The following is a 23,488-nucleotide window of genomic DNA, read 5'->3' as shown; positions in this document are numbered from 1 at the left end:
CCTTTTCCAGGTGCACGTTAAGCGATGTCGAGGGCCGTTCCATAGAGTTTGTCGGTTTTGAGGGTGATGTAGAGCCTTCGTTCGGCGGCGATGGTCTCGAGGAACACGGCCTCGTCCTCCGGCTTTTGGCTCTGGGCGGCGAGATATTCGAGCCCGGCCGTGTCACCGGGTGTCCGGGTGACCTCGGAGAGTTCCGCTTTCCCTTCCACGACCGCGAATTTCCAGTGGTCGGCGCTGGAGACGTAGAGCGAGGCGGTGGGGTTGTCGCGGAGCTGCTTGACCTTGAGGCGGTCTTCGGTCGTGCTGATCCGGACCGTCCGGGCCTCGGGGTCCCACGTGTAGACGACCGTGGAGAGGTGAGGGCGTCCGTCGCGCTTGAGGGTCGCGAGGGCGCCGAAGGCGTGCTCGGCGAGGAAGTCGCTGAGAGCCGCGTCGTCGAGGGGGCGGGGCGGTGCGTTCTTGGCCATGGTCGTGATCATGGCTCGCGCGGTGGGGGCGCGGAAGAAGGCACTTTCTTGTGCCAGAGGGAACACGCGTGTGTCCGTCCTGGTCACCGTGGTCGCGTGAACAGCGGACGTACTTGACGTACTTGACGTACTTGGGCAGACTGGGTTACGACCTATCGGGAGGCCCTGTGTCAGCGCTCCACTACGACAGCTACACCGAAGCTCGCGCGCATCTGAAGGATCTGCTGGATGCCGCGGAGAAAGGTCGCGTCGCCACGGTTCGGCGTGACTCGGCTCAGGCCGCTGTCGTGGACGTCGAGCGTCTGCGCTACTTCCTCGCGTCGCTCCTGCCGGCGTCTGCCCAGGTCGTAGCCGAGGATGGAGGCTGGTCCGTGTTCATTCCAGGTTTGCCGGTAGCCGCGGACGGTGCCACCTTCGACGAAGCGCTGACCGAGATGGTCGACGCTCTGCGGGAGTACGCGGAAGACTGGCAGTCGCGGCTGCTCGATGCTCCGAATCACCGTGACAACTGGGGCTTGGTCCAGCTGATCAGCCTGAGCGATGACGATCAGCTGCGCGATTGGCTGGCGGGTACCGCGCGGTGAACTGGCCACAACCCACCCGCAAGGACCACGAGTCGTTCTGCCAAGTCGAGGAGTGGCGCCGAGTTCGCGATGCCCGCGGCCGGACGGGCACGCACCACGTCACCTACGAGTTCGACCTCCTGGACGGCCGCATCCTGCGAACCCGGATCTCGCATCCGGTGGACCGGACCGGGTACGGCAAGAGTATCTGGAGGCACATCCTCCGCGACCAGCTCGACGTTGACGAGCCGTGCTTCTGGTCGTGTGTGCGGGACGGCGTCAAACCTGACCGCGGAGTGCCAGTGCCGCAGGCTGAAGCTTTGCCTGCCGACCTGGTGCACATGCTGCTATCGCGGGTCGGTCTGCCTGAATCCGAGGTCGCGGCCATGACCAAAGCCGAGGCTATCGCGAGGCTTCAGCTGTTCTGGACTGAGGAGAGCTGACGCCGAGTTACGCGTACATCGCCAGCCAGATCGCGACGTAGTGCGACGTCGCCGCGAGAACCGTGCAGGCGTGGAAGTACTCGTGGTACCCGAAGGTCTCCGGGAAGTGGTTCGGCCACTTGACCGCGTAGAACACCGCGCCCAGCGTGTAGAACAGCCCGCCGACGCAGAGCAGGACGAGTGCCGCGACGCCGGCGTGGGAGCCCAGTTCGGGCAGGACGAAGACGGCGACCCAGCCCAGTGCGATGTAGATCGGCACGCCCAGCCAGCGGGGCGCGTTCGGCCACAGCATCTTCAGGGTGACGCCGCCGATCGCGCCGCCCCAGACGATCGCCAGCACGATGTACCCGGTCGGCTGGGACATCGCCAGAAGGGTGAACGGCGTGTAGGTGCCGGCGATGAACAGAAAGATCATCGAATGGTCGGCGCGCTTCATCCATTCGTATGCTCGTGGGCTCCACAAGCGACGGTGATAGAGCGCGCTGACGCCGAAGAGACCGAGCACGGTCAGCCCATAGACCGAAGTGGACAAAGCGGCTATAGGCGACACGGTGGACGCGGCGAGACTGATGAGGGTCACGGCTCCGGCGACTGCGACGAAGAAGGACCAGAAGTGGATGTGCCCCCGCAACCGAGGACGTGTGTCCACCAAGGGCGCGGGGCCGGACGGCTGCTGTTCGGACTCTACGCTCACTCTTCCCAGGTTACGGCACCGTAGGTTTTTCGCCAGTGTCCGTGGCGCGTCCCACTGGGGTCCGCGGGGTGACTACTCTCCAATGGCGTGAGTCTTCGGTCCTTCTTGTCAGACGTCGTGTACAGCGCCTACGGCAGGCGCCTGATCCAGCAGGCCAAGGGGCGCCATCCACGCCACATCGCCATCATGCTGGACGGCAACCGCCGCTGGGCGCGCGAAGCGGGCTTCACCGACGTCGCCGACGGGCACCGCGCGGGCGCCAAGAAGATCGCCGACTTCCTGAGCTGGTGCAACGAGGCCGACGTCGAGGTCGTCACCATGTGGCTGCTCTCGACCGACAACCTCGGCCGCGCGGCCGAGGAACTGAGCCCGTTGCTGAAGATCATCACCGACGTCACCGACGAACTGGCCGCGCCGCACACGCCCTGGCGGCTCCGCATCGTGGGAGCCCTCGACCTGCTGCCCCCGGAGGTCGCGAAGGCCCTCAGCGCGGCCGCGGAGCGCACGGAGGGGCGCTCCGGGATGGAGGTCAACGTCGCGGTCGGTTACGGAGGGCGTCAGGAGATCGCCGACGCGGTCCGCAAACTGCTGCTCCAGCACGCCGACGAGGGCACGTCGATCCGCGAGCTCGCGAAGATCCTGGACGTCGACCATATTTCCGAGCATATGTACACCTCTGGTCAGCCGGATCCGGATCTGATTATCCGCACCTCGGGTGAGCAGCGGCTTTCCGGATTTCTGCTCTGGCAATCGGCGCATTCGGAATTCTGGTTCACCGAAGCTTATTGGCCCGCGTTCCGCCGGGTCGATTTCCTGCGGGCCATGCGTGATTACGCGTGGCGGCACCGGCGCTTCGGTTCCTGACCCGTGACATGACGAAGGCCCCGGCGTGCACTCCGGGGCCTTCGACGTCGTCACTGAAGATCAGTGGTTGTGCTCCAGCGAGTGGAGGATCAGGGCCGGGGTGGTGGCGATGCCCGTGTAGGCACCGGCGACCAGCGAAGCGGCACCGTAACCCAGCGCGCCGCCGCCCTCGATGAAGGTGTTGTAGGCGTCGCCGAACGTCGGGTCCGGGGTGCCGGTGGTGTCACCGGTCGCGGCGAACGCGGTTCCGCCGACCATCATGATGCCCGCGGCGACGGCGGAAACGAAACCAGCCTTCTTCAGCACTTCGCACACTCCTTGGTAGAGATATTCAGGGATCGGGGGCACCGAAATCCGGTGGGGGTGTCCCGCAGTGAGAAAATTACTCGCTATTCAGAAGTTGTGACCGTCTCGTAAGCCCATTGTGTGAGGCCGAAAAGGCGCGTTTCACTCGGTAAGGTTCTCTGTCTCGGCCACAAAATGCGGGCCGCTACCAAGCGTGGTAGAACCCTCGATCCCATCAGGTGAACGCCCTGCGTCGCGTTAATCCATCCGGGTCACGTCGACGAGCGTCCCTGAATGGAGATCATCACTACACACCGTGATGGTGACGAGGCGTTGATGTCACGCGACCGACAGTGAGATGACGGTTTGGCGAATCACCGTGGTGGCTGCCTGCGCGATCGGCCGGACGCAGGTACCTTCCGGAAGTGAGGGTTCGCGTCCCATGCGGACTCTCACGGGAGGCCCTGGTCGTGGCGGTAGTCGACAGGGCGGCACAGCCGCCCAGTGGATGCACGAGCGGGCCGGCACCCGGCCCTCGTGGCCGTGCCGACTGACGCGGTGAGCGTCGGGAGGAACGGTTAGCCAGGGAAGTGCCCGGCCCAGCGAGTGCGGGCGTGGTGCCACGCCCACGAGGGAGATGCCGTCGTGACTGCGCAGCGTTCACCCCGCAAGGCCTCTGGCCGTTCTTCGACCGGTGCCCCTGGCCCGGAGAAAGCCTCGATCTCGCCCGAATCCCAGCGGTCCACTTACGTGCTCGACACGTCGGTCCTGCTCTCTGACCCCTGGTCGGTGACTCGTTTCGCCGAACACGCGGTCGTGCTTCCGCTGGTCGTCATCAGTGAACTGGAGGCGAAACGTCACCATCCCGAACTGGGGTGGTTCGCGCGCGAAGCGCTTCGCATGCTCGACGACCTGCGTCGTCAGCACGGCAGGCTCGACGCGCCGCTCCCGATCGGTGAGCACGGCGGCACCCTGCAGGTGGAGTTGAACCACTCCGATCCCACGGTGCTCCCGGTCGGCTTCCGCACCGACTCCAATGACCACCGCATCCTCGCCTGTGCGCTCAACCTGGCGGCGGAACGCGCGTCGGTCACGCTGGTGACCAAGGACATCCCCCTGCGTGTCAAGGCGGGCGCCGTCGGTCTCGAAGCCGACGAGTACCGCGCGCAGGAGGTGACGCCCTCGGGCTGGACGGGAATGGCGGACGTGGACGTCCCGCAGACCCTGATCGACGCGCTGTTCAGCGCGTCGTCCGCGGATCCGGCGGAATTCGGGATGCCCGAAGTCGGTGAACTGCCCTGTCACACCGGTTTGAGGCTGCTCGCGGGCAGTTCGAGCGCGCTGGGCCGGGTCACCGCGGACAAGCGGATCCGGCTCGTGCGGGGTGACAAGGAGGCGTTCGGCCTGCACGGCCGCTCCGCCGAGCAGCGGGTGGCGCTGGATCTCCTGCTGGACTCCGATGTCGGCATCGTCTCGCTGGGCGGACGCGCCGGTACCGGCAAGTCGGCGCTCGCGCTCTGCGCGGGCCTGGAATCGGTGATGGAACGCCGCCAGCACCGCAAGGTCGTGGTGTTCCGGCCGGTGTACGCGGTCGGCGGCCAGGATCTGGGCTACCTGCCCGGTTCCGAGAGCGAGAAGATGCAGCCGTGGGCGCAGGCGGTGTTCGACACCCTCGGTGGCCTGGTCAGCCAGGACGTCCTCGACGAGGTCTTCGACCGCGGCATGCTCGAGGTGCTCCCGCTGACCCACATCCGCGGCCGGTCGCTGCACGACACGTTCGTCATCGTCGACGAGGCGCAGTCCTTGGAGCGCAACGTGCTCCTGACCGTGCTTTCGCGGCTCGGCACGGCCTCGCGGGTCGTGCTCACGCATGACGTCGCGCAGCGCGACAACCTGCGGGTCGGGCGGCACGACGGCGTTTCGGCGGTGATCGAGAAGCTCAAGGGTCACCCGTTGTTCGCGCATGTCACGTTGACCCGGTCCGAGCGGTCGCCGATCGCGGCGCTCGTCACCGAGATGCTGGAGGATCACGGCTGAGCACGTGCCATGAAAGGTCCTTTCCTTGCAAAATTTGCAAGGAAAGGACCTTTCATGGCGGCTAGGTGACCGGTTTCGCCCAGGGGAGCGGCCGTCCGTCCACGTCGTCGGTGAGTTCGACGCCGAGCATGGCCGAAAGCGTCGCGCCCAGGTCGACGACGTCCAGGTCCGGCAGTTTCGCGCCCGGTTCGAAACCGGGCCCGCCGGCGAGGAGTAGCCCGTCCGGCCGGTGGTCTCCCGTGCGCCAGTGCTCGTCCGGTCCGTAGACGACGCCGGTCTTGGGCGACCAGACCGTCTCGATCGGACCGGTGCGGGCCCAGTCGATCAGCAGATCCGGCAGGGTGTCGTCGGCCTCGCGGTCGTAGTGGTCGCTCGTGCGGGAAACCTCGCGTACGGCCGGCTTCCCGGTCGCGACGTTCACCAGCGAGAGCAGGTCTTCGGTCAGCTGCTCGCAGACGGCCTCGTACTCCGCGCCGGGCTGGACGACGCCGTGCGGTTCGCGGACCGCCAGGTTGATCCGCACCCCGCCGAAGACAAAGTTGTTGGGGGACAGGTAGAACCGCTGCTTCGACCGCTGTTCGGCGGTCGCCCAGTTCGGCACCGCGGGCAGCGGGGCCGCCGCCAGCCGCTTGCGCAGCAGTGGCATCGCGGCCGACGCCAGTTTCGTCCGCAAAGGACCGGGGAGTGCGGAGTAGGCGCGTTTGGCCAGCGTCATCGCGCCGCCGCCACGCAGTCCTTCGGTCTCCACCGTGTCGAGAAGCCGCAGGATTTCGTGCAGCAGATGGCTTCCCTCGTACCGAGGTCCCATGCCGTGGCTCAGCAGCACGAAGACCGTCGTGTCCGGCCCGGCCAGTGCGAGATGCCCGCCGATCGCGTCGTCGAGACTCCGGTAGACCGAGCGGATCGGATCCAGTTCGGTCGCGAGCGTGGCGTCGTGGTCGCGGTGCGCGGGATCGTGCAGATGCCATTGCTGATGGCCGATGCTGTGGGATTCCCCGTACACCGAAAGGAAAAGATCCCAGTCACCTTCGGCGAGCAGCTTGGTCGAAACCTGCGTCTTCTGCCCGATCCCGGCGACGAGGCCGTGGGTCAGCGCGCGCTCCTCGTCGGGTGTCCGATGTGGACCTTCGCGGTGGAGATAGTCGTCCGGTGCCCAGTCGCGGACCAGATCGGGCTCGGCGGTGAGGATGGGAGTGAGCCCGATGTCGGCTTCGATCTCCTTCGCCAGCTCCGGCGGTGACGTGTGGAAGCCGAAATGCCGGTCGTGGCAGGCGTACTCGCTCACCATGACCCCGTTGAGCGGTTTGTCCGCGCGGGAATGCGGGACGTCGAGTACGGCGACGCGTTTCCCGGCGTCGGAAAGCGTCTCCCAGAACGGGGTACCCCGGATTTCCAGCGGGCTGGTCAGCCGCCGTTCGTAGGTCTTGGTGTCGACCTCTTCCCAGCAGTGGAATCCGGTCCGCGCGGCGGTGCGCGCGGTGAAGAAACTGCTCCACAGCGAGCCGACGAACAGGCCGTAGGGATTGTGCGTGGTCGCCGAAGCGCTGGTTTCGAGCAGACGCGCCAACGTCGGTACCTCACCCGCCGCGGCGAGATCGCGGATCGTGCCGGGGTCGCAGGCGTCGAGCGCGACCACGAGGATCTTGGCGGGTTCGGTCATGATCGGTGCTCCGGTCCTGAATGTTTGCGGCGGATGGCGGCGAAGTCGTCGTCGTAGGTCGGACCGTGGGAGAGCCTGTCCCCGGAAGTCGTGGTGTAGTAGCAGGAGATCGCCGGGACGACCAAGGGTTCGCGGTCCGCGGTCAGCGCCAGGAGCAGGTCCCAGTCGCCCATCTCGACCAGCGACTCGTCGAACCGGGCCTCGGGAAGACCCGCCCGGTGTGCGACGGCGCCGATGTCGGCGAGGTTCTCCCGCAGCAGCGTTTCCCGGTCGTAGCGCCGCAAGAACAGCTCCGGCAGGCCGCCGATGTCGTCGATGACGAAGCCGCCGTAGGCCGCCGTGATCTCCGGATGCTCACCGAACGCCCAGCCCAAGGCCTTGAGCCACAACGGATGCAGGGTGTTGTCGTCGTCGAGGTAGGCGACGACGTCCCCGGTGACCTCGGCGAGCCCGGCGTTGCGGGCGGCGCAGACGCCGCCGTGTTCGACCCGGATCGACCGGATCCGCGGGTCTTCGAAACCGGCGATCACCTTGGGGGTGGAGTCCGAACTGGCGTCGTCGACGATCACCAGTTCCCAGTGCGGATAGCGTTGCGCACGCACCGAAGCGACGGCGCGGGGCAGCAGCGCGGCCCGGTCGTGCGTCGGCAGGACGATCGAAATCTTCGGTGTGGCCCGGAGTTCGTGCTGATCGAGCCAGTGCGTGAACGTGCGGACGTCGCGGGCGGCTTCGAGACTTCCGGCCCGGAGATGCAGGCCTTCGAAGGCGGTGTCATGGCTTTTCAGCCAGCCGTCGAGGGCTTCCTGCCGCGTGTCGAGGGCGGCTTGCCTGGCTTCGACGGTGGTGGCGCGCGCGTCGCCGTCGCGCAGGGCTCCGCCGTGATCCTCGAGCCAGGCGTTGTGATGTTCCAGCACCGCGCGCAGCCGCTCGATTTCCGCGGCCTGGTCCGCGATCGCGGACCGTAGTGCGGCGATTTCCCCGTTTTCCGCGTGGCGGCGATCCAGTGCCGCCGCCACGATCCGTCTCAGGCGTCTCACCCGGTGCACCCTAGTGCTTCAGGTGCCTGGGATCACCAGCCCGACGGCAGCGGCCGTCCTTCCGCGAAGCCCGCGGCGGACTGGATCCCGAGCAGCGCGCGCTCGTGGAATTCCTCCAGTGTCCGCGCGCCCGCGTACGTGCAGGCAGACCGGACACCGGAGCCGATGGAATCGAGCAGGTCTTCGACGCCGGGGCTGGCCGGGTCCAGCGCCATCCGCGACGCCGAGATGCCCTCTTCGAACAGGCCCTTCTTGGCGCGTTCGAAGACGTTGTCCGTGCGCGTGCGGGCGCCGACGGCTCGCTTCGACGCCATGCCGAACGATTCCTTGTACGGCTTGCCCTGCTCGTCGTAGCGCAGGTCGCCGGGGGATTCGTGGGTGCCGGCGAACCACGAGCCGACCATGGCGGCCGACGCGCCCGCGGCCAGCGCGAGCGCGACGTCGCGTGGATGCCGCACGCCGCCGTCCGCCCAGACGTGTTTACCCAGTTCACGGGCAGCGGCCGCGCATTCGGCGACGGCGGAGAACTGCGGGCGGCCGACGCCGGTCATCATCCGGGTGGTGCACATGGCGCCGGGGCCGACGCCGACCTTGACGACGTCCGCGCCCGCGTGGATCAGGTCGCGCGTGCCTTCCGCGGTGACCACGTTCCCGGCGACCACCGGGACCCGCGGGTTCACCGAACGGACGGCCTTGAGCGCGGAGATCATCTTCTCCTGGTGGCCGTGCGCGGTGTCGACGACCAGCACGTCGACGCCGGCCGCGAGGACGGCCTCGGCCTTCGCCGCGACGTCGCCGTTCACGCCGATCGCGGCGGCGACGCGCAGGCTGCCGCCGTCGTCGACGGCCGGGGTGTAGATCTCCGCGCGCAGCGCCGCGATCTCGGTCAGGACGCCGGCGAGCCTGCCGTTCTCGTCGATGCCGAGCGCGAGACGGCCGCCGTGATCGTGCAGACGCTCGAACACCTCACGCGGCGGAGTGTTCAAGGGCACCGTGACGACCGCGGGCTCCGCGACGTCGGCCAGCCGCGCGAAGCGGTCGACACCGGCGCAGGCCGCTTCGTCGACGACGCCGACGGGCTTGCCGTCCTCGTCCACCACGACGACGGCGCCGTGGGCGCGTTTGCCGACCAGATTCAGCGCGTCGGCCACCGCGTCCCCGCCGGTCAGCACGAGCGGGGTGTCCCACACGGTGTGACGGCTCTTGACCCAGGTGACGATGTCGGCGACCGCGGCCACGTCGACATCCTGGGGCAGGACGACGAGCCCACCGCGCCGGGCGACCGTCTCGGCCATCCGGCGACCGGCGACGGCGGTCATATTGGCCACCACGATCGGGATCGTCGCGCCGGTGCCGTCCACAGTGGACAGGTCGACGTCGAAGCGGGACTCCACGTCCGACCGGTTCGGCAAGAGGAACACGTCGTCGTAGGTCAGGTCGTGAGCGGGCCGATGCCCGTCGAGAAAGCGCACGAGGCCCCAGGATACCCGCGTGGGACAATGTCGGCATGACCGACCGGGACCGTGACGAAACCGGCCGAGCCCGTAACGCGCGCCCGCGAGACGGCCTCGGCAGGCCGCTCCCGTACGGCGCCGACGGTGTCGAGCGCCAGCCCGAGGGCATCGAACGGAGCCCGGAGGACACCATCTCCGAGGCCCAGCGCCTGCTCGACGCGGGGCGTCCGTTCCACGCGCACGAGGTGTTCGAGGACGCGTGGAAGACCACCGACGGGCCGGAACGGGAGCTGTGGCGCGGCCTCGCGCAGCTCGCCGTGGGCCTGACCCACGTGGCCAGGGGGAACGGGAACGGCGCGGCCTCGCTGCTGGAGCGTGGTGCGGACAACATCGAGCCGTTCCGTGAGGCCGGCCCGCACGGGATCGACATCCCCGGCCTGCAGGTTTGGGCGCGGCAGATGGCCGAAGCGGTGAAGGGGCGTGCCCAGGTGGAGCCCGTCGCGCCGCGCCTACAACGCCAGTAACGCCGAGCCCGAGCGATACAGCTCGATCAGCAGCGGCCGCAGGGCCAGTCCCGCCGGGGTGAGCCGGTAGCTGGTCCGGCTCGGGAACCCCGGCAGTTCGTCGCGGACGGCGAGGCGTCGCGCGGTCAGGTCGCCGAGGCGTTCTGTCAGCACCTTCGCGGACAAGTCGGGTAACGCCGCGCGAAGGTCGCTGAAGGACCGTGCCCCGCCCATGAGTTCCCGCAGCACCAGCGTCGTCCACCGGCCCGAAATCGCGGCGAGCGCGACCTCGACGGGACAGTCCGGCTCGGGCCGCCGGGTGCGGCCGCGGGCGTCCGGGACGAGTTCGCCGTCGAAGGTTTCCGTTTGGTGACCTGCTTCGCGGTCGGTTTCGCTGTCCGCATGACGCATTCCCCCAGTGTGCCTTTGACCACTGACGCGGCCGAACATCCCTTCGTCTTCCAGGCCGCCTTCAACACCGGATCCGCCGAAATCCTCGACACGGTCTACGAGCCGGACGCCGTGTTCGTCCGCCGGGACGGGGTGCGGGTGACCGGCGCGGAACGCCGGGCCGCGAACGGCGGGATCCTCGCGCTCGGGCAGCCCATCAAGGTCGCTCCGCGTCAGGTGCACGTGGCCGGTGACCTGGCCTTGTTGATCGTCGACTGGGTCATCGAAGGGCATCTCGCGGCGACGGCCACCGACGTCGCCCGACGTGGCGAGGACGGGTTCTGGCGCTACGTGATCGACAATCCGTTCGGTGTCGGCGCACCTTGAGTACTCGACATACCGCGAGTATGTTACTTCGAGTAGGGATACTGCCCGGTAGGTAACGGCGGGAGAAAGCGCGATGAGCGAGCCCAAGGAACTGCTGGCCGAGCCGCTGAAACTGCGGTGCGGCGCGATCCTGCCGAACCGGCTGGCCAAGGCCGCGTTGAGCGAGCAGCTCGGCGACCGCCGCAACCGGCCCACCGCGGAACTGGCCGAGCTGTACCGGACGTGGTCGCGAGGCGGCGCCGGCACACTGATCACCGGCAACGTCATGGTCGATCCGACCGCGCTGGGCGAACCGCGCAACGTCGCGGTGCCCCGGGAGCCGGACGCCACCGAATTCAAGCCGTGGGCACGGTCGGCGGACGGGACCGAGGCCCGGTTGTGGGTCCAGCTCAACCATCCCGGCAGGCAGAGCCCGCGCTTCCTCACCCGTCAGCCGGTCGCGCCGTCGGCGGTGCCGTTCGGCGACCGCGGCATCCGCTCGGTGTTCGCGACGCCGCGGGCACTGACCGGCGACGAGATCGAGGCGATCATCGAGCGGTTCGGCGTGGCCGCGCGAACCGTCGTCGACGCCGGATTCGCCGGTGTCCAGATCCACGGCGCGCACGGCTACCTCGTCTCGCAGTTCCTCTCACCGCTGACCAACCTGCGCACCGACGGCTGGGGCGGCGACGCAGTCCGGCGGCGGCGTTTCCTGCTGGAAGTGGTCGCCCGCGTGCGCGCCGAGGTCGGCGACGCCGTGCCGATCGCGGTCAAGCTCAACAGCGCGGACTTCCAGCGCGGCGGATTCAGCGAGGAGGAATCGCTCGAAGTCGTCCGCGAACTGGGTGAAGCCGGTATCGACCTGCTGGAAGTCTCCGGCGGCACCTACGAGAAGGCCGCCATGATGGGGTCGGCCAAGTCGAGCACCGCAAGCCGCGAGGCCTACTTCCTCGACTACGCCGCGAAAGCGCGGCAGATCAGCGACGTCGCGTTGATGGTCACCGGCGGCTTCGCCAGCCCGGCGGGAATGGCGGACGCGCTGCGCTCCGGCTCGCTGGACGTCATCGGCCTCGGCAGGCCGCTGATCGTCGACCCGGCACTGCCCAGCCGCTTGCTGGGCGGCGAGGACGTCCGCGCCCGGCGCACGGCCCCGAAGACCGGCATCCGGCTGGCCGACAGCCTGCTCGAAATCCAGTGGCACACCCAGCAGATGCACCGGGTGGCCGCCGGGAAACCGGTGGACCGGCGGCTCGGCGCGGTCCGGACGCTAGTACGAGCCGGCGTCGCGGATCCGCTCAACGCCTTCCGGCGGGTCCGGGGCTAAGTAGTCGTCGGTGTCATCGCGCCGGCTGAACGTGCGGTCGAAGCCGACCGCGGCCGCCGCGAGGCCGATGAACAGCACGCCGACCAGCACGCAGTTGAACGCGACACCGCCGTAGCTGTTGATGGCGGGATCGACGAACGGGTACGGATAGAACCCGATGATGGCGCCGCGCACCAGCGTGACCGCGAGCCAGCCCAGTGGGTACAGCAGCGACCACGACAGCACCCGCCACGACAACTGGCCGCGCGGGCCGAACAGCAGCCAGCCCGCGACGCACATCAGCGGCGACACCTTGTGCAGCATCGTGTCGGCGAAGACGGCCCAGCCGTGCAGTTCGTAGAGATCGGCGAGCGCGACCTGGAAGACGACCCCGGTCACGGTGATGCCGACGAGGCCGGTGAGCCGCAGCACGCCGAACAGGGTCGACCGGCCCGCGACACCGAGCGCGAGCAGCAGGCTGCCGACGCCGACCAGGATGTTCGAGTCGATGGTGAAGAAGGCCAGCAGGTTGGCCACCCGCCCGGCCGGGGTGTGGAAGGTGCCGCCGGTGGTACCGGCGGACACCGGGATCTGGGCGGCGAGACCGGCGATCACCACCAGCGCCGTCGCGCCGAACCAGGCACGCGCGATCTTGGAAGCCTGCATTCCACCTACCTTATGGGTGATCGGGTGGAGACGTCCCGTCACCACCGCACGCCGCCACTCGATCGGGGGCGGAACGCCGCCGGGACTTCCCGGCCGGTGGGTCATATCGTGGGAACCGATGGACGTCGAGCGGAGGCCCGGACGCCGCGGACGGGTCGCGCGGGGTCCGGCGGAGGACAGCGGACCCGTCGCCGGATTCGCGCGGCGCCTGTGGGAGCTGAAACGGGCCGCCGGTGACCCTTCCTACGATCGGATGCGCGACGAGTACGGCGCGCTCGCGTCGAAGTCGGCGCTTTCGGCCGCCGCCCGCGGAGAACGTCTGCCCAGCTGGGAGACGTCGTGGGAGTTCGTCCGCGTGCTGGCCGCCGGGGTGCTCGGCCGTGACGAGGACGAGGTCCGCCACGAGTGGCGCGGCGAATGGGAACGCGCGCGGGACGCGCTGACCGCCGGACCCGGCCCCGCTCCGGAGCGTTCGCGCCGGACGGCGTTCGTGCTCGCCGGAGCCGTGGCACTCGTCCTCGTCGCGGCTCTCGTGTTCGTCTTCGCCGTCCCGTTCGGTGCCGAGCCCTCCGTTCCGGCCGGCGACGCGTCGGAGTTCGTCGCCGACATCACCGTGCCCGACGGAAGCGAGGTCGCGGCCGGGTCGACCTTCGTGAAGACCTGGGAATTCCGCAACGCGGGAACGGTCGGATGGGTCGGCCGGTATCTGGTCCGCGCCGGTTCCTTCGGGAACCCCGGCGAATGCGGCACGCCCGAACGCGTGCCCGTCCCGCAGACCGCGCCCGGCGAGCACGTGCGCGTCTCCGTCGAGGTGCGCGCGCCCGACAAGCCCGGGCACTGTCAGGTGTACTGGAAGATGGCCGACGACCAGGGCCACATCCTGCTGCCGAACACCCGCGCCGTGTTCTTCTCGGTCCGCGTGCTTTGACCTTCCGGCCCGGTGGCCAAAGCGCTGACCTGCATGGACATCGATTCCCCGGCCATGGCCATTTCGCGGCCGTGAATCGCTTCCCGAGTGGCTTCGGGCGCCTTTAACGTCATCGGCGTCCGGGAATTCCGGATGGGGATTTTCCGAAACACTCTCACATTATTTGCGGAAAGGGAATCCATGCGTCCGTACGTCAAGGTCGCCGCATTGGCCGGGGCCGCGCTCACCGTGGCGCTCCTGCCGGCCACCGCCGCACAAGCGGCCCCGGCGCCCGCTTCGGGCAGTGATCCGATCATTACCTGCGAATCCGGCTACCACGGCTGGATGCGCCGGGCCGGGAAGGACGCGATCTGCCTGAAACCGGGCACGCGCACCTGGGACGTCAAGGTCTTCGAATGCGCCGGGGATCTGACGGTGCATTTCAAGAACGGCGAGAAGGCCTATTGCGGCGGGAACATGAAATTCGGCCTCGACCTGGCCGTCCAGTCCAATGTCGTCAAGACCGTTGTGGGGAACCGATGAAGAAGAAACTGTTCGCCGTCGTCCCGGTCGCGCTGGCAGGCGCCCTCCTGATGGCACCGTCCGCGTCGGCGGCGTCGAAGGTCTGCGAGGGCGGACCGCTGATGGGCGGGAAGACGAAGGTCGTCGAGGTGAGCGCGGGGCAGAGCATCGACATCACCGTGCACAACCACGACTACCGGGGAATGCTCGTCCAGATCATCGACGACGTCTTCGACAAGGGCCTCTGGAGCGGGGCCATCGCGCCGGGCAAGGAGCGCACGGTCAAGCACGGCGTGCTCGGGGAGCCGCCGGTGTATCACAAGATCCGGTTCGAGGTGACCTCCAACCTCTCGAACAACTACACCTACCGGATCTCTTCGGACCGCTGCTACTGACGCGATTCGTCACCTGCTTGCGGTCGTCGCACACGCAAGGATCGCAAGCAGGTGACTAATTGCCGGGTTTGAGGAGGCCGCGGACGGTGTCGATGGTGTCGGCGTCGGCGGCCTCCTTGTCCGGCCGGTAGCGCACGACGCGCGCGAAGCGCAGCGCCAGCCCGCCGGGATACCGCGTGCTCACCTGGGCCCCGTCGAGTTCGATTTCGACGACGAGCTCCGGCCGTACGTGCACCACCCAGTCCGTGCGGTGGGTCTCGATCTCCTGGAACGTCTTCGTCTGCCAGGCCAGCAGCTCGTCGGTCATGCCCTTGAACGTCTTGCCGACCATGATCGGCGGCCCGCCGTCGGGGTCGCGGGCACCGAGGTGCAGATTCGACAGCGTGCCGGTGCGCCTGCCGTGCCCCCATTCCGCGGCGAGCACGACCAGGTCGATCGTGTGCACCGGTTTCACCTTGAGCCAAGCGCGCCCGCGGCGGCCCGCCGCGTACGGCGACGCGAGGTCCTTGACCATCACGCCCTCGTGCCCGGCGGCCATCGCGGCGTCCAGCACGCTCTCGGCCGAGGCGGGCGCGATCTCGCCGGGGATGACGTGCTCGCCCGCGACCTGCCGCAGGGCGACGTTCCGTTCGGACAGGGGCGCGTCCAGCAGGTCGACGCCGTCGAGGTGCAAGCAGTCGAAGAAATACGGCCGCAGCAGCAGCGCCTTGACCTGCTCCTCGCGGCTGCTGCCGAACCGGCTCATCGTCTCCTGGAACGGCCTCGGCCTGCCGTCGTCGGTCAGGGCCAGCGTCTCGCCGTCGAGCACCACCGACGTGCAAGGCAGGGAGCGCACGAGATCCACCAGCTCGCCGACGCTGCCGGTGATCTCCCGCAGCGTCCGCGTGTAGATGTGCACCTCGTCGCCGTCACGGTGGACCTGGATCCGCGCACCGTCCATTTTGTACTCGACGATCGCCTCGGCGTGCTCGCTGATCGCCTCGTCCAGAGACTCCGCCGGGGAAGCCAGCATCGGCCGGATCGGCCTGCCCAAGGCCAGTTTGAACTCCGCCAACCGCTCCTGGCCGCCTGCCATGGCCGCCAGGCCCGTCACCGGCAGCTGCCCGGACAGCATGAACGCCCGCCGGACGTCCTCGGCCGGGATCTCGGACGCCGCCGCGATGGCGTCCACCATGATCCCTTCGAGCGCGCCCTGCCGCAGCTCGCCGGTGAGCAGCCGGATCAGGAAGTCCTGCTCCTCCTTGGTCATCTTGGCGAACAACGTCCGCAACGTCTCCGCGCGCAGCTTCACGGACCCCGAACCCGACGCCGCCCCCACCGTGCCGAGCGCCGTGTCGACCTCGGCCACGGTCAACGACGGCTCGGCGGCCGGGGCCGTCTTCAGCTCGGCCAGCGTCCGCCAGCCCGCGCCGATGCGGCCCTGCGTCGGCTGCCCGGTGAGGAACGCGATGACCGCGGGCAGTTCCAGCTCGCCCGCGGCACGCAGCACCGCGGCCAGGGTGGCGATCTTCGCCTTCCTGGACCTCGTGGCGGCCAGTTCGGCCGACGCGGCCACCACCGCCGTGAGCAACATGGGTCCATCATGACCCCGGGCACCGACAGTTTCGCGCCGAGCGGGTTCAGGCGTGCGCGGGATCGGCGACCCAGCTGGCGAGCAGGCGGAGCGCGCGTTCGCTGTCGGAGCCGGGCTCGGCGGTGTAGATCACCAAGGCCTGGCCCGGATCGTCGGGCAGCCGCAGCGTTTCGTAGCGCAGCCGGAGTTCACCCACGATCGGGTTGATCACGACCTTCCACGCGTGCGCCTTCTCGCGCACGGTTTGCGTCGCCCACAGCTTCCGGAACGCCTCGCTGCCGAGCGAGAGTTCGCCGACCAGCTGGGCGAAGCGCGGATCGTCCGGATACTTCCCGCTCTCGGCGCGCAGGTTCGCCACGATCTCCTTCGCCACGGTTTCCCACTCCGGGTGCAGCTCGCGGGCGCGTTCGTCGAGGAAGAACATCTTCGGGATGTTGCGCTCACCCGCCGGCCGCTCGGCGAAATCGAGTGAAAGCGCGGCGCCGAGCGAATTCCAGGCCAGCACGTCGCCATAGCGGTCGAAGATGAGTGCCGGGGTCTGGATCGCGTGCAGCATCAGCTGGAGCTCCGGCCGGATCCGCCGCGCCTTCGGCCGCGCGACGCGTTTGCGTTTCGGGGCAGCCAGGTTGCGGAGGTAGGTCTCCTCGTCGCGGTGCAGGCGCAACGCCCGGCTCAGCGATTCGAGGACGGAATCGGACACGTTGCGCGCCCGGCCCTGCTCCAGGCGCGTGTAGTAGTCGACGCTGATCCCGGCCAGCTGCGCCAGCTCCTCGCGCCGGAGCCCGGCGACCCGCCGCTGGTTGAACCCCGTCGGCAGGCCGAGGTCCGCCGGGTCCAGCGCGGCCCTGCGTGCCTTGAGGAAGTCGCCCAGTTCGGCCGTCTCGGTCATGGCGTCGAGTATCCCGGATCGGGCGGGGTGCGTGCCTGGTCCTGACAGACCCAGGGACATTCGGCTGACTTATGGTCCTGTCTACCCAGCATTATTTGGCTCTTCGGTTTGGACCAAAGGGCAGGCATCGTCAAGGTATGGACAACGAACGAAGAGGCGTGACGATCGGCGTACTGGGGGTGCTGATCGTCGGCGCGTCCGTGCCGGTGACGGGAATGCTCGACGGCTACCCGGTGATCACCGGACAGGCGCTGCGTTACGCGCTGGCGGGAGTCCTCCTGCTGGCGTGGGCGCGGCTGAGCGGGCGTCCGCTGCCGTTGCCGGGAGCGCGCGACGTGCCGTCGCTGATCGCACTGGCGGCGACCGGGATGATCGGGTTCCAGGCGTGCCTGCTGTACGCGCAGCGCTACGCCGAGCCGGGTCTGGTGGCGGCGTTCCTCGGCGGCACGCCGCTCGTGCTCGCGCTCGCCGGCCCGCTGGCCAAGGGGAAACGGCCGTCGTGGGCGCCGGTGACCGGGGCGGTGCTCGCCGGGCTCGGGATCGCCGTGCTGTCCGGCGGGGGCGCGGCGCGCTGGCAAGGGCTGGTGCTCGCGGCGCTGGCCATGGTGTGCGAAGCGCTGTTCACGCTGCTGGCCGTCGGCGTGCTCGAGAGGCTCGGGCCGTTGGCGACCGCGACCTGGGGGTGTTTCGCCGCGGGTGCCGGCGGCGCTGTCGTCGGGACGATCGCCGACCCGTCCGGCGCCTGGAGGTGGCCGGACGGGCGTGAGCTGATCGCGCTCGGCTACCTGACGGTCGTCGTCACGGCGATCGCGTTTCTTCTTTGGTACTCGGCGGTTTCGATGCTGGGCGCGGATCGGGCCGGGGTGCTGGTGGGGCTGATGCCGGTGTCCGGGCTCGCCGTCTCGCTCCTGCTGGGCATGCAGGATTTCCGCTTCTCCCAAGTGATCGGGGTCGCGCTGGTGTCTTCAGGCGTCGTGATCGGCCTGCGCCGTCGCAAGCTCGATGAGCCTGGCGCATTTGACGTCGAAGTGCTTCACGACGTCGCCGCCGATGATCGCGACCATGACCGAGCGCAGCGGCCCGCCGACGGTGACCTTCTGGGCGAACTCCGTCCCGCCGTCGACCTCGGTCAGGCTCAGCACGAGATCCATGGCGCCGAGCGGAATCGGCTGGCGGAGGGCGATCTCGCGGTGCTCGGTCAGGGACGTGATCGTGAAGGGCTCGGCGATCCGTGAGTGCACCCGGCCGCGGAATCCGTTCGGTACGAGGAAGCCGGTCGAGCCCACCTCGGCAGGCCCGTGCAGTTCGACGCCGACGAGGTCGGGATCCCACTCGGGCCACCGGGTGAAATCGGCCAGTGGTGCCCAGAGCGCGGACGGCGGGCAGGGCAGGATTTCGCGGGAGGTTCTGGTCCAGGTCATACCCGGACGATATACGGAACTGTCAGTCTCGTAAACTGGGGCGCATGGTGCGAGGCAGGCCGAGGGAAGAGGGCATCGACGACGCGGTCCGCGAGGCCGTGCGGGCGCTGCTGACCGAAACCGGTTACCAGCGCTGCACGATCGACGCGGTCGCGGCGCGGGCGGGGGTCGGCAAGGCGGCGGTGTACCGGCGATGGCGGTCGAAGGCGGAACTCGTGTTCGCCGCGGTGATCCACCCCGTCGAGCTCGAACCGCCGTCGGACACCGGCTCGCTGCGGGGCGACGTGGCGGCGGTCCTCGACGTGATCCAGTCCTCTTTGGACGGTGTGGAACTGCGGCAGGCGCTGCCTTCGCTGCTCGCCGACGTCCGGGCGGATCCGGTGCTGGAAGCGCGGTTCGGTGAGGTGTTCCTCGGCCGCGAACGTGGCTATCTGGTCCAGATGCTGGATCGGGCCGTCGTGAGAGGGGAACTCTCTCGACGGCCCGAGCCGGCTCTCGTGCACGCGATCCTGCTCGGCCCGGTGCTGACGTGGCTGCACCTGTTCACCGAGACACCACCTTCGGGTGGGCTGGCGGCTTCGCTCGCCTCACCGCTCCACGCGGCTGTGGTCGCTCTCGGTGTTTAGCGGCCTCCGCGCGCCATGCGGAGCACGTCGAGGGCTTCGTCCAGCTGGGCTTCGGTGAGCTTGCCGTTCGCGACGTGACCGCGTTCGATCACGACCTCGCGGATCGTCTTGAGCTCCTTGAGGGCCTGCTTCGCGATGGCAGCGGCCTCTTCGTAGCCGATGTAGGAGTTCAGCGGTGTCACGATCGACGGCGAACCTTCGGCGTACTCGCGCGAGCGGTCGGCGTTCACCGTCACGCCCGCGAACACCTTGTCCGCCAACAGGCGCGAGACCGCCGCGAGCAGCCGCGCCGATTCGAGCACGTTGCGCGCGATCACCGGCAGGTTCACGTTGAGCTGGAAGTTGCCTGCCGCGCCGGCGAAGGCCACCGCCGCGTCGTTCCCGATCACCTGGGCGACCACCTGCAGCGTCGCCTCCGGGATCACCGGGTTCACCTTGCCCGGCATGATCGACGAACCCGGCTGGAGATCCGGCAGCGCGAGTTCGGCGAGCCCGGTGCGCGGACCGGAACCCAGCCAGCGCAGGTCGTTCGCGATCTTGTTCAGCGACACCGCGACCGTGCGCAGATGCCCGGACGTCTCGACGACGCTGTCCTGCGTCGCCTGCGCCTCGAAGTGGTCGCGCGCTTCGGTCAGCGGAAGACCGGTCACCGAAGCCAGTTCCTGTGAGACCGCCCCGCCGAAACCCTCGGGCGCGTTCAGCCCGGAACCGACCGCGGTCCCGCCGATCGGCAGTTCGCCGAGCCGCGGCAGACCCGACTTCAGCCGCTCGACCCCGAACCGGACCTGCGACGCCCACGCGCCCGCCTCCTGGCCGAAGGTGATCGGGACGGCGTCCATCAGATGCGTACGGCCGGACTTCACGATGTCCGCCCATTCGGCCGCCCGCGTCTCGATGGCGACGGCCAGATACTCCAGAGCAGGGATCACGTCCGAGAGCACTGCTTCCGTCGCGGCGACGTGGATCGTCGTCGGGAAGGTGTCGTTGGAGGACTGCGAAGCGTTGACGTGGTCGTTCGGATGCACGTCACGGCCCAGCGCCTTCGACGCGAGCGTGGCGATGACCTCGTTGGCGTTCATATTCGACGAGGTCCCGGAACCCGTCTGGAACACGTCGATCGGGAAATGCGCGTCGTGCTTGCCCTCGGCGACCTCGTCCGCGGCCTTCGCGATGGCCTCGGCGACCTCGGCGTCCAGCACGCCGAGCCGCGCGTTGACCCGCGCCGCCGCGGCCTTGAGCAAGCCGAGCGCGCGGATCTGGGCGCGTTCCAGGCCCCGGCCGGAGATCGGGAAGTTCTCGACGGCGCGCTGCGTCTGCGCGCGGTAGAGGGCGTCGACGGGGACGCGCACCTCGCCCATGGTGTCGTGTTCGATCCGGTATTCCTGTTCAGCCATGCCTCAAGTTTCGCGCAGGGACCTCCGGCGCGCTCCGTGTCTTTCGGCACGCGAGGGCTAGGATCGAATGTGTTCTCGATCACGCCGCCCACCACCGGCCGGGAGAGTGCCGAATGAGCGAGTCCGCTGGGGAAACGTCGTACGACCTCGTCATCATCGGGGCCGGTCCGACGGGTCTGTTCGCCGCCTACTACGCGGGATTCCGCGGCCTTTCGATGGCCGTCGTGGATTCACTGCCGGAGGCCGGTGGCCAGATCACCGCGATGTACCCCGAAAAGATGATCTACGACGTCGGCGGGTTCGCCGAGGTCCGTGGCCGCGATCTGGTGCAGGGCCTGCTCGAGCAGGCGGCGCCGTTCAAACCCGCGTATCTGCTCGGGCGCAAGGCAGAAAAACTCGAAAGCGCCGAGGGCGGCGTCACCATCACGCTCGACGGCGGGCAGATCCTGCACGCCGGCGCGGTGCTGATCACCGCCGGGATCGGCGAGTTCACCCCGCGGCCGCTGCCCGCCGGTGACGGCTGGCACGGGCGCGGCATGGTCCATTTCGTGCCCTCGTTGAAGGCACACGAAGAGCAGCACGTGGTCGTCGTCGGAGGCGGGGACTCGGCGTTCGACTGGGTGCTCGCGCTGCACCCGGTCGCCGCGAACGTCACCCTCGTGCACCGGCGCGCGAAATTCCGCGCGGCCGAGTCGATCGTGCGGCAGGCACGGGAACTCGGCGTGCGGATCATCACCGACGCCGAGGTCACCCGGTTCCTCGACCGCGACGGAGCGCTGGCGGAGGTCGAGGTCCGGGTCAAGGGTTCGGAGCCCGAGGTGCTGCGCGCCGACACGGTCGTCGCCGCGCTCGGTTTCACCGCGGACCTCGGGCCGATCGAAAGCTGGGGACTCCAGATCGACCATCGCGCGATCGCCGTCGACTCGACCATGGCGACCCCGCGGGAGCGGGTCTACGCGGCGGGCGACGTCGCGGCGTATCCGGGGAAGGTGAAGCTGATCGCGACCGGATTCGGGGAAGCGGCGACGGCGGTGAACAACATCGCGGTCATGCTGGATCCGGACGCGCATCTGTTCCCTGGGCACTCCAGTAACGCGGAGTAGCGCGCTAGGAAAGGCTCTTTCCTTGCAAATTTTGCAAGGAAAGAGCCTTTCATTGCACTTCAGGCAGGCGGAGCGGGCGTAGGCGGAGTGACCTTCTCCGCGATCCACTGCGCGTAGGCCACCACCGAAGTCGCGATCGACGGCGAGGTCGCGCACACCGGGTCGGCGTTCCCCGGACGGCTGATGAGCCCGAGCAGCACCCACTTCCCGTCGACCTTGGCGATCTCCGGACCGCCGGAATCCCCGTAGCACGAGCCCGAATTCCCGCCGGGGTTGTCGGTGCACAGTTCGACGGCGCCGTCGAACTTCGCGGTGCAGCGCACACCTTCGACGATCTTCGTGTCCAGCTGCTGCAGTTTCGCCGTCCCCTTGCCGCAACCCGAAGTCGGGCACGTCTGACCCCAGCCGAGCAGCCGCGTCGGCGTCCCCGGCGCCACGACGGCGCCGAGCGTGATCGGCGCCGTCTTCACCGGGGCGGCCAGCCGCACCAGGGCGAGATCGCCGCCCGCGTGCTCGGGCGCGGGGTTGTAGGACGGGTTCACGACGATCTCGGCGGGCTTCGCGATTTTGCCGCCCTGGGTGTTGTCGTTGCTGCCGATCCGCGCGCTCAGGTTCGCCGGGTTCTTGCCCTCGACGCAGTGCCCGGCCGTCACCAGCCAGTCCGCCGCGATCAGCGTCCCGGCGCAGAAGATCTTGCCGGAGGCCGAATGCAGGGAAGCGATGAACGGATACGGCTCGTCGGCCTCTCTGCCGCCGACGAGGTCGCCCGCGCCCGTGGCCTGTCCGACCGGCGTGAGGACCATCGCCGCGAGCAGGACCACGAGCACGCGCTTCAGCACGGATTCTCCTTAGGGGAGCGGAGGAACGACGTCGTCTTCCAGCGAATCGTCGAGGTGGCCGTCGAAGTTGACCGACGAGTACGAGCGGAGCTTGGTCAGCCGGTGGTAGCCGTCGATCATCCGGACCGTGCCGGACTTCGAGCGCATCACGATCGACTGGGTGGTCGCGCCGCCCGCGCGGTAGTGCACGCCGCGCAGCAGGTCGCCGTCGGTGACGCCGGTGGCGCAGAAGAACACGTTGTCGCCGCGGACGAGGTCGTCGTTGCCGAGCACGCGGTCGAGGTCGTGGCCCGCGGCCAGCGCCTTCTCGCGCTCCGCGTCGTCCTTCGGCCACAGGCGGCCCTGCAGTTCGCCGCCGAGACACTTCATCGCGCAGGCCGCGATGATGCCTTCGGGGGTGCCGCCGATGCCGAGCAGCATGTCGACGCCGGTGCTCGGCCGGGCCGCGGCGATCGCGCCGGCGACGTCGCCGTCGGAGATGAACCGGATCCGGGCACCCGCCTCGCGGACCTCTTGGATCAGCTTTTCGTGGCGCGGCCTGTCGAGGATGCACACGGTGACGTCGGAGACGCTGGAGTTCTTGGCCTTCGCGACCCGGCGGATGTTCTCCGCGACCGGGGCCGCCAGGTCGACCTTGCCCGCGGCGTCGGGGCCGACGGCGAGCTTCTCCATGTAGAACACCGCGGACGGGTCGAACATCGCGCCGCGTTCGGCGACCGCGAGCACGGCCAGCGCGTTCGGCATGCCCTTGGCCATCAGGGTCGTGCCGTCGACCGGGTCGACCGCGACGTCGCAGTCGGGCCCGTCGCCGTTGCCGACCTCTTCCCCGTTGAACAGCATCGGGGCTTCGTCCTTCTCGCCCTCGCCGATGACGACGACACCGCGCATCGACACGGTCGAGACCAGCTGGCGCATCGCGTCCACGGCGGCACCGTCCCCGCCGATCTTGTCCCCGCGCCCCACCCAGCGGCCCGCGGCCATCGCGGCGGCTTCGGTCACTCGGACCAGTTCCATCGCGAGGTTGCGATCGGGCGCTTCAGGGCGTCGAGAAGAGCTGGCGGACGAGGTGGGGGTGGGCATGAGGCCT

General features: G+C 68.9%; 26 protein-coding genes and 1 pseudogene. 13 read left to right on the top strand and 14 right to left on the bottom strand.

Annotation, left to right across the window (positions count from 1 at the left end; all coding sequences use genetic code 11):
* Positions 1-17: 17 nt before the first annotated feature.
* Positions 18-467, bottom strand: coding sequence for a pyridoxamine 5'-phosphate oxidase family protein (locus DL991_RS39450; RefSeq protein WP_125789436.1), 450 nt, complete (start codon positions 465-467; stop codon positions 18-20).
* Between the two features lie 167 nt (positions 468-634).
* Here DL991_RS39450 and DL991_RS39445 point away from each other — a divergent pair, with 167 nt between their 5' ends.
* A complete protein-coding gene (locus DL991_RS39445) occupies positions 635-1,051 on the top strand; it encodes a prevent-host-death protein (RefSeq protein WP_125789435.1) in 417 nt (138 codons plus the stop codon).
* On the top strand, positions 1,027-1,473 hold the full coding sequence (locus DL991_RS39440; protein WP_233599262.1) for a cytotoxic translational repressor of toxin-antitoxin stability system: 447 nt from the start codon (positions 1,027-1,029) through the stop codon (positions 1,471-1,473). Before DL991_RS39445 ends, DL991_RS39440 begins: the two co-directional genes overlap by 25 nt.
* 7 nt (positions 1,474-1,480) lie before the next feature.
* Here the strand turns inward: DL991_RS39440 and DL991_RS39435 are convergent, their stop codons facing one another.
* Positions 1,481-2,122, bottom strand: a complete 642-nt coding sequence (locus tag DL991_RS39435) for a hemolysin III family protein (protein ID WP_125789458.1) — start codon at positions 2,120-2,122, stop codon at positions 1,481-1,483.
* A 132-nt stretch (positions 2,123-2,254) separates the two neighbouring features.
* Between DL991_RS39435 and DL991_RS39430 the strand changes: the two genes are divergently transcribed.
* Entirely contained in the window at positions 2,255-3,031 is a 777-nt protein-coding gene (locus DL991_RS39430; RefSeq protein ID WP_037306485.1) for an isoprenyl transferase, read from the top strand.
* 60 nt (positions 3,032-3,091) lie between these two features.
* On the opposite strand, the gene DL991_RS39425 is transcribed toward DL991_RS39430, so the two are convergent.
* Positions 3,092-3,337, bottom strand: a complete 246-nt coding sequence (locus tag DL991_RS39425) for a hypothetical protein (protein ID WP_125674040.1) — start codon at positions 3,335-3,337, stop codon at positions 3,092-3,094.
* 729 nt (positions 3,338-4,066) lie between these two features.
* On the opposite strand from DL991_RS39425, the gene DL991_RS39420 reads away from it, so the two are divergent.
* Positions 4,067-5,353: a PhoH family protein gene (locus tag DL991_RS39420; protein ID WP_125789457.1), complete on the top strand. Its 1,287-nt coding sequence runs from the start codon at positions 4,067-4,069 to the stop codon at positions 5,351-5,353.
* 61 nt (positions 5,354-5,414) lie between these two features.
* On the opposite strand, the gene DL991_RS39415 is transcribed toward DL991_RS39420, so the two are convergent.
* Genes DL991_RS39415 through DL991_RS39405 form a run of 3 tightly spaced genes read right to left on the bottom strand, consistent with a single transcriptional unit; the run spans position 5,415 to position 9,522 of the window.
* Positions 5,415-7,013, bottom strand: a complete 1,599-nt coding sequence (locus DL991_RS39415) for an alkaline phosphatase family protein (RefSeq protein WP_125789434.1) — start codon at positions 7,011-7,013, stop codon at positions 5,415-5,417.
* The gene (locus DL991_RS39410; RefSeq protein ID WP_125789433.1) at positions 7,010-8,050 is read right to left on the bottom strand and encodes a glycosyltransferase family A protein; all 1,041 of its coding nucleotides are present in this window, start codon (positions 8,048-8,050) and stop codon (positions 7,010-7,012) included. Before DL991_RS39410 ends, DL991_RS39415 begins: the two co-directional genes overlap by 4 nt.
* Positions 8,051-8,082: 32 nt before the next feature.
* Complete coding sequence (locus DL991_RS39405) at positions 8,083-9,522, bottom strand: GuaB1 family IMP dehydrogenase-related protein (RefSeq protein WP_125789432.1); 1,440 nt, start codon at positions 9,520-9,522, stop codon at positions 8,083-8,085.
* A gap of 35 nt (positions 9,523-9,557) precedes the next feature.
* Between DL991_RS39405 and DL991_RS39400 the strand changes: the two genes are divergently transcribed.
* Entirely contained in the window at positions 9,558-10,028 is a 471-nt protein-coding gene (locus tag DL991_RS39400) for a DUF309 domain-containing protein (protein ID WP_125789431.1), read from the top strand.
* Here the strand turns inward: DL991_RS39400 and DL991_RS39395 are convergent.
* Positions 10,014-10,418 (bottom strand): helix-turn-helix domain-containing protein, encoded by a 405-nt coding sequence (locus DL991_RS39395; protein WP_125789430.1) that lies wholly within the window; start codon positions 10,416-10,418, stop codon positions 10,014-10,016. The two genes, DL991_RS39400 and DL991_RS39395, sit on opposite strands and share 15 nt — an antisense overlap.
* Here DL991_RS39395 and DL991_RS39390 point away from each other — a divergent pair.
* A complete protein-coding gene (locus DL991_RS39390) occupies positions 10,410-10,784 on the top strand; it encodes a DUF4440 domain-containing protein (RefSeq protein WP_233599260.1) in 375 nt (124 codons plus the stop codon). The two genes, DL991_RS39395 and DL991_RS39390, sit on opposite strands and share 9 nt — an antisense overlap.
* A gap of 73 nt (positions 10,785-10,857) precedes the next feature.
* On the top strand, positions 10,858-12,087 hold the full coding sequence (locus DL991_RS39385) for an NADH:flavin oxidoreductase/NADH oxidase family protein (protein WP_125789428.1): 1,230 nt from the start codon (positions 10,858-10,860) through the stop codon (positions 12,085-12,087).
* Here the strand turns inward: DL991_RS39385 and DL991_RS39380 are convergent.
* The gene (locus DL991_RS39380) at positions 12,031-12,732 is read right to left on the bottom strand and encodes a Pr6Pr family membrane protein (protein ID WP_125789427.1); all 702 of its coding nucleotides are present in this window, start codon (positions 12,730-12,732) and stop codon (positions 12,031-12,033) included. The genes DL991_RS39385 and DL991_RS39380 overlap by 57 nt on opposite strands.
* 118 nt (positions 12,733-12,850) lie before the next feature.
* On the opposite strand from DL991_RS39380, the gene DL991_RS39375 reads away from it, so the two are divergent.
* The 3 genes from DL991_RS39375 to DL991_RS39365 all read left to right on the top strand — a co-directional run bounded on the left by DL991_RS39375 (position 12,851) and on the right by DL991_RS39365 (position 14,556).
* Positions 12,851-13,660, top strand: a complete 810-nt coding sequence (locus tag DL991_RS39375) for an NBR1-Ig-like domain-containing protein (protein ID WP_125789426.1) — start codon at positions 12,851-12,853, stop codon at positions 13,658-13,660.
* Between the two features lie 87 nt (positions 13,661-13,747).
* Complete coding sequence (locus tag DL991_RS39370) at positions 13,748-14,182, top strand: hypothetical protein (protein ID WP_233599259.1); 435 nt, start codon at positions 13,748-13,750, stop codon at positions 14,180-14,182.
* Positions 14,179-14,556, top strand: a complete 378-nt coding sequence (locus tag DL991_RS39365) for a hypothetical protein (RefSeq protein ID WP_125789425.1) — start codon at positions 14,179-14,181, stop codon at positions 14,554-14,556. Before DL991_RS39370 ends, DL991_RS39365 begins: the two co-directional genes overlap by 4 nt.
* Before the next feature lie 55 nt (positions 14,557-14,611).
* Here DL991_RS39365 and DL991_RS39360 read toward each other — a convergent pair whose 3' ends face one another.
* Positions 14,612-16,129, bottom strand: a complete 1,518-nt coding sequence (locus tag DL991_RS39360; RefSeq protein WP_125789424.1) for an ATP-dependent DNA ligase — start codon at positions 16,127-16,129, stop codon at positions 14,612-14,614.
* A 46-nt stretch (positions 16,130-16,175) separates the two neighbouring features.
* On the bottom strand, positions 16,176-17,018 hold the full coding sequence (locus DL991_RS39355) for a helix-turn-helix domain-containing protein (RefSeq protein ID WP_125789423.1): 843 nt from the start codon (positions 17,016-17,018) through the stop codon (positions 16,176-16,178).
* A 71-nt stretch (positions 17,019-17,089) separates the two neighbouring features.
* Between DL991_RS39355 and DL991_RS39350 the strand changes: the two are divergent.
* Positions 17,090-17,986 (top strand): annotated as a pseudogene (locus tag DL991_RS39350) (DMT family transporter); the annotation flags it as partial.
* Here DL991_RS39350 and DL991_RS44135 read toward each other — a convergent pair.
* Positions 17,984-18,439, bottom strand: a complete 456-nt coding sequence (locus tag DL991_RS44135; RefSeq protein ID WP_370309261.1) for an SRPBCC family protein — start codon at positions 18,437-18,439, stop codon at positions 17,984-17,986. The pseudogene DL991_RS39350 and the gene DL991_RS44135 overlap by 3 nt on opposite strands.
* A gap of 44 nt (positions 18,440-18,483) precedes the next feature.
* On the opposite strand from DL991_RS44135, the gene DL991_RS39345 reads away from it, so the two are divergent.
* Complete coding sequence (locus DL991_RS39345) at positions 18,484-19,065, top strand: TetR/AcrR family transcriptional regulator (protein ID WP_125789422.1); 582 nt, start codon at positions 18,484-18,486, stop codon at positions 19,063-19,065.
* Here DL991_RS39345 and DL991_RS39340 read toward each other — a convergent pair.
* Positions 19,062-20,459, bottom strand: coding sequence for a class II fumarate hydratase (locus DL991_RS39340; RefSeq protein ID WP_125789421.1), 1,398 nt, complete (start codon positions 20,457-20,459; stop codon positions 19,062-19,064). The two genes, DL991_RS39345 and DL991_RS39340, sit on opposite strands and share 4 nt — an antisense overlap.
* 113 nt (positions 20,460-20,572) lie before the next feature.
* Between DL991_RS39340 and DL991_RS39335 the strand changes: the two genes are divergently transcribed.
* Positions 20,573-21,562: an NAD(P)/FAD-dependent oxidoreductase gene (locus DL991_RS39335; RefSeq protein WP_125789420.1), complete on the top strand. Its 990-nt coding sequence runs from the start codon at positions 20,573-20,575 to the stop codon at positions 21,560-21,562.
* Positions 21,563-21,621: 59 nt separating this feature from the next.
* Here the strand turns inward: DL991_RS39335 and DL991_RS39330 are convergent, their stop codons facing one another.
* Positions 21,622-22,401, bottom strand: coding sequence for a trypsin-like serine protease (locus tag DL991_RS39330; protein ID WP_125789419.1), 780 nt, complete (start codon positions 22,399-22,401; stop codon positions 21,622-21,624).
* A 9-nt stretch (positions 22,402-22,410) separates the two neighbouring features.
* Positions 22,411-23,481, bottom strand: a complete 1,071-nt coding sequence (gene glpX, locus DL991_RS39325) for a class II fructose-bisphosphatase (RefSeq protein ID WP_199754253.1) — start codon at positions 23,479-23,481, stop codon at positions 22,411-22,413.
* Positions 23,482-23,488 lie beyond the last annotated feature (7 nt).

It is taken from the genome of Amycolatopsis sp. WAC 01375, assembly GCF_003947325.1.
In the GTDB taxonomy this organism is placed as follows: domain Bacteria; phylum Actinomycetota; class Actinomycetes; order Mycobacteriales; family Pseudonocardiaceae; genus Amycolatopsis.
This window is presented reverse-complemented; position numbering and strand designations above follow the sequence as displayed.

What these genes read in the sequence shown, in the direction of transcription:
- DL991_RS39450 (WP_125789436.1), bottom strand. Translation starts at nt 467, where the DNA reads ATGGCCAAGAACGCACCGCCCCGCCCCCTCGACGACGCGGCTCTCAGC.
- DL991_RS39415 (WP_125789434.1), bottom strand. Translation starts at nt 7,013, where the DNA reads ATGACCGAACCCGCCAAGATCCTCGTGGTCGCGCTCGACGCCTGCGAC.
- DL991_RS39400 (WP_125789431.1), top strand. Translation starts at nt 9,558, where the DNA reads ATGACCGACCGGGACCGTGACGAAACCGGCCGAGCCCGTAACGCGCGC.
- DL991_RS39390 (WP_233599260.1), top strand. Translation starts at nt 10,410, where the DNA reads ATGACGCATTCCCCCAGTGTGCCTTTGACCACTGACGCGGCCGAACAT.
- DL991_RS39395 (WP_125789430.1), bottom strand. Translation starts at nt 10,418, where the DNA reads ATGCGTCATGCGGACAGCGAAACCGACCGCGAAGCAGGTCACCAAACG.
- DL991_RS39385 (WP_125789428.1), top strand. Translation starts at nt 10,858, where the DNA reads ATGAGCGAGCCCAAGGAACTGCTGGCCGAGCCGCTGAAACTGCGGTGC.
- DL991_RS39380 (WP_125789427.1), bottom strand. Translation starts at nt 12,732, where the DNA reads ATGCAGGCTTCCAAGATCGCGCGTGCCTGGTTCGGCGCGACGGCGCTG.
- DL991_RS39375 (WP_125789426.1), top strand. Translation starts at nt 12,851, where the DNA reads ATGGACGTCGAGCGGAGGCCCGGACGCCGCGGACGGGTCGCGCGGGGT.
- DL991_RS39365 (WP_125789425.1), top strand. Translation starts at nt 14,179, where the DNA reads ATGAAGAAGAAACTGTTCGCCGTCGTCCCGGTCGCGCTGGCAGGCGCC.
- DL991_RS39360 (WP_125789424.1), bottom strand. Translation starts at nt 16,129, where the DNA reads ATGTTGCTCACGGCGGTGGTGGCCGCGTCGGCCGAACTGGCCGCCACG.
- DL991_RS39355 (WP_125789423.1), bottom strand. Translation starts at nt 17,018, where the DNA reads ATGACCGAGACGGCCGAACTGGGCGACTTCCTCAAGGCACGCAGGGCC.
- DL991_RS44135 (WP_370309261.1), bottom strand. Translation starts at nt 18,439, where the DNA reads ATGACCTGGACCAGAACCTCCCGCGAAATCCTGCCCTGCCCGCCGTCC.
- DL991_RS39345 (WP_125789422.1), top strand. Translation starts at nt 18,484, where the DNA reads ATGGTGCGAGGCAGGCCGAGGGAAGAGGGCATCGACGACGCGGTCCGC.
- DL991_RS39340 (WP_125789421.1), bottom strand. Translation starts at nt 20,459, where the DNA reads ATGGCTGAACAGGAATACCGGATCGAACACGACACCATGGGCGAGGTG.
- DL991_RS39335 (WP_125789420.1), top strand. Translation starts at nt 20,573, where the DNA reads ATGAGCGAGTCCGCTGGGGAAACGTCGTACGACCTCGTCATCATCGGG.
- glpX (WP_199754253.1), bottom strand. Translation starts at nt 23,481, where the DNA reads ATGCCCACCCCCACCTCGTCCGCCAGCTCTTCTCGACGCCCTGAAGCG.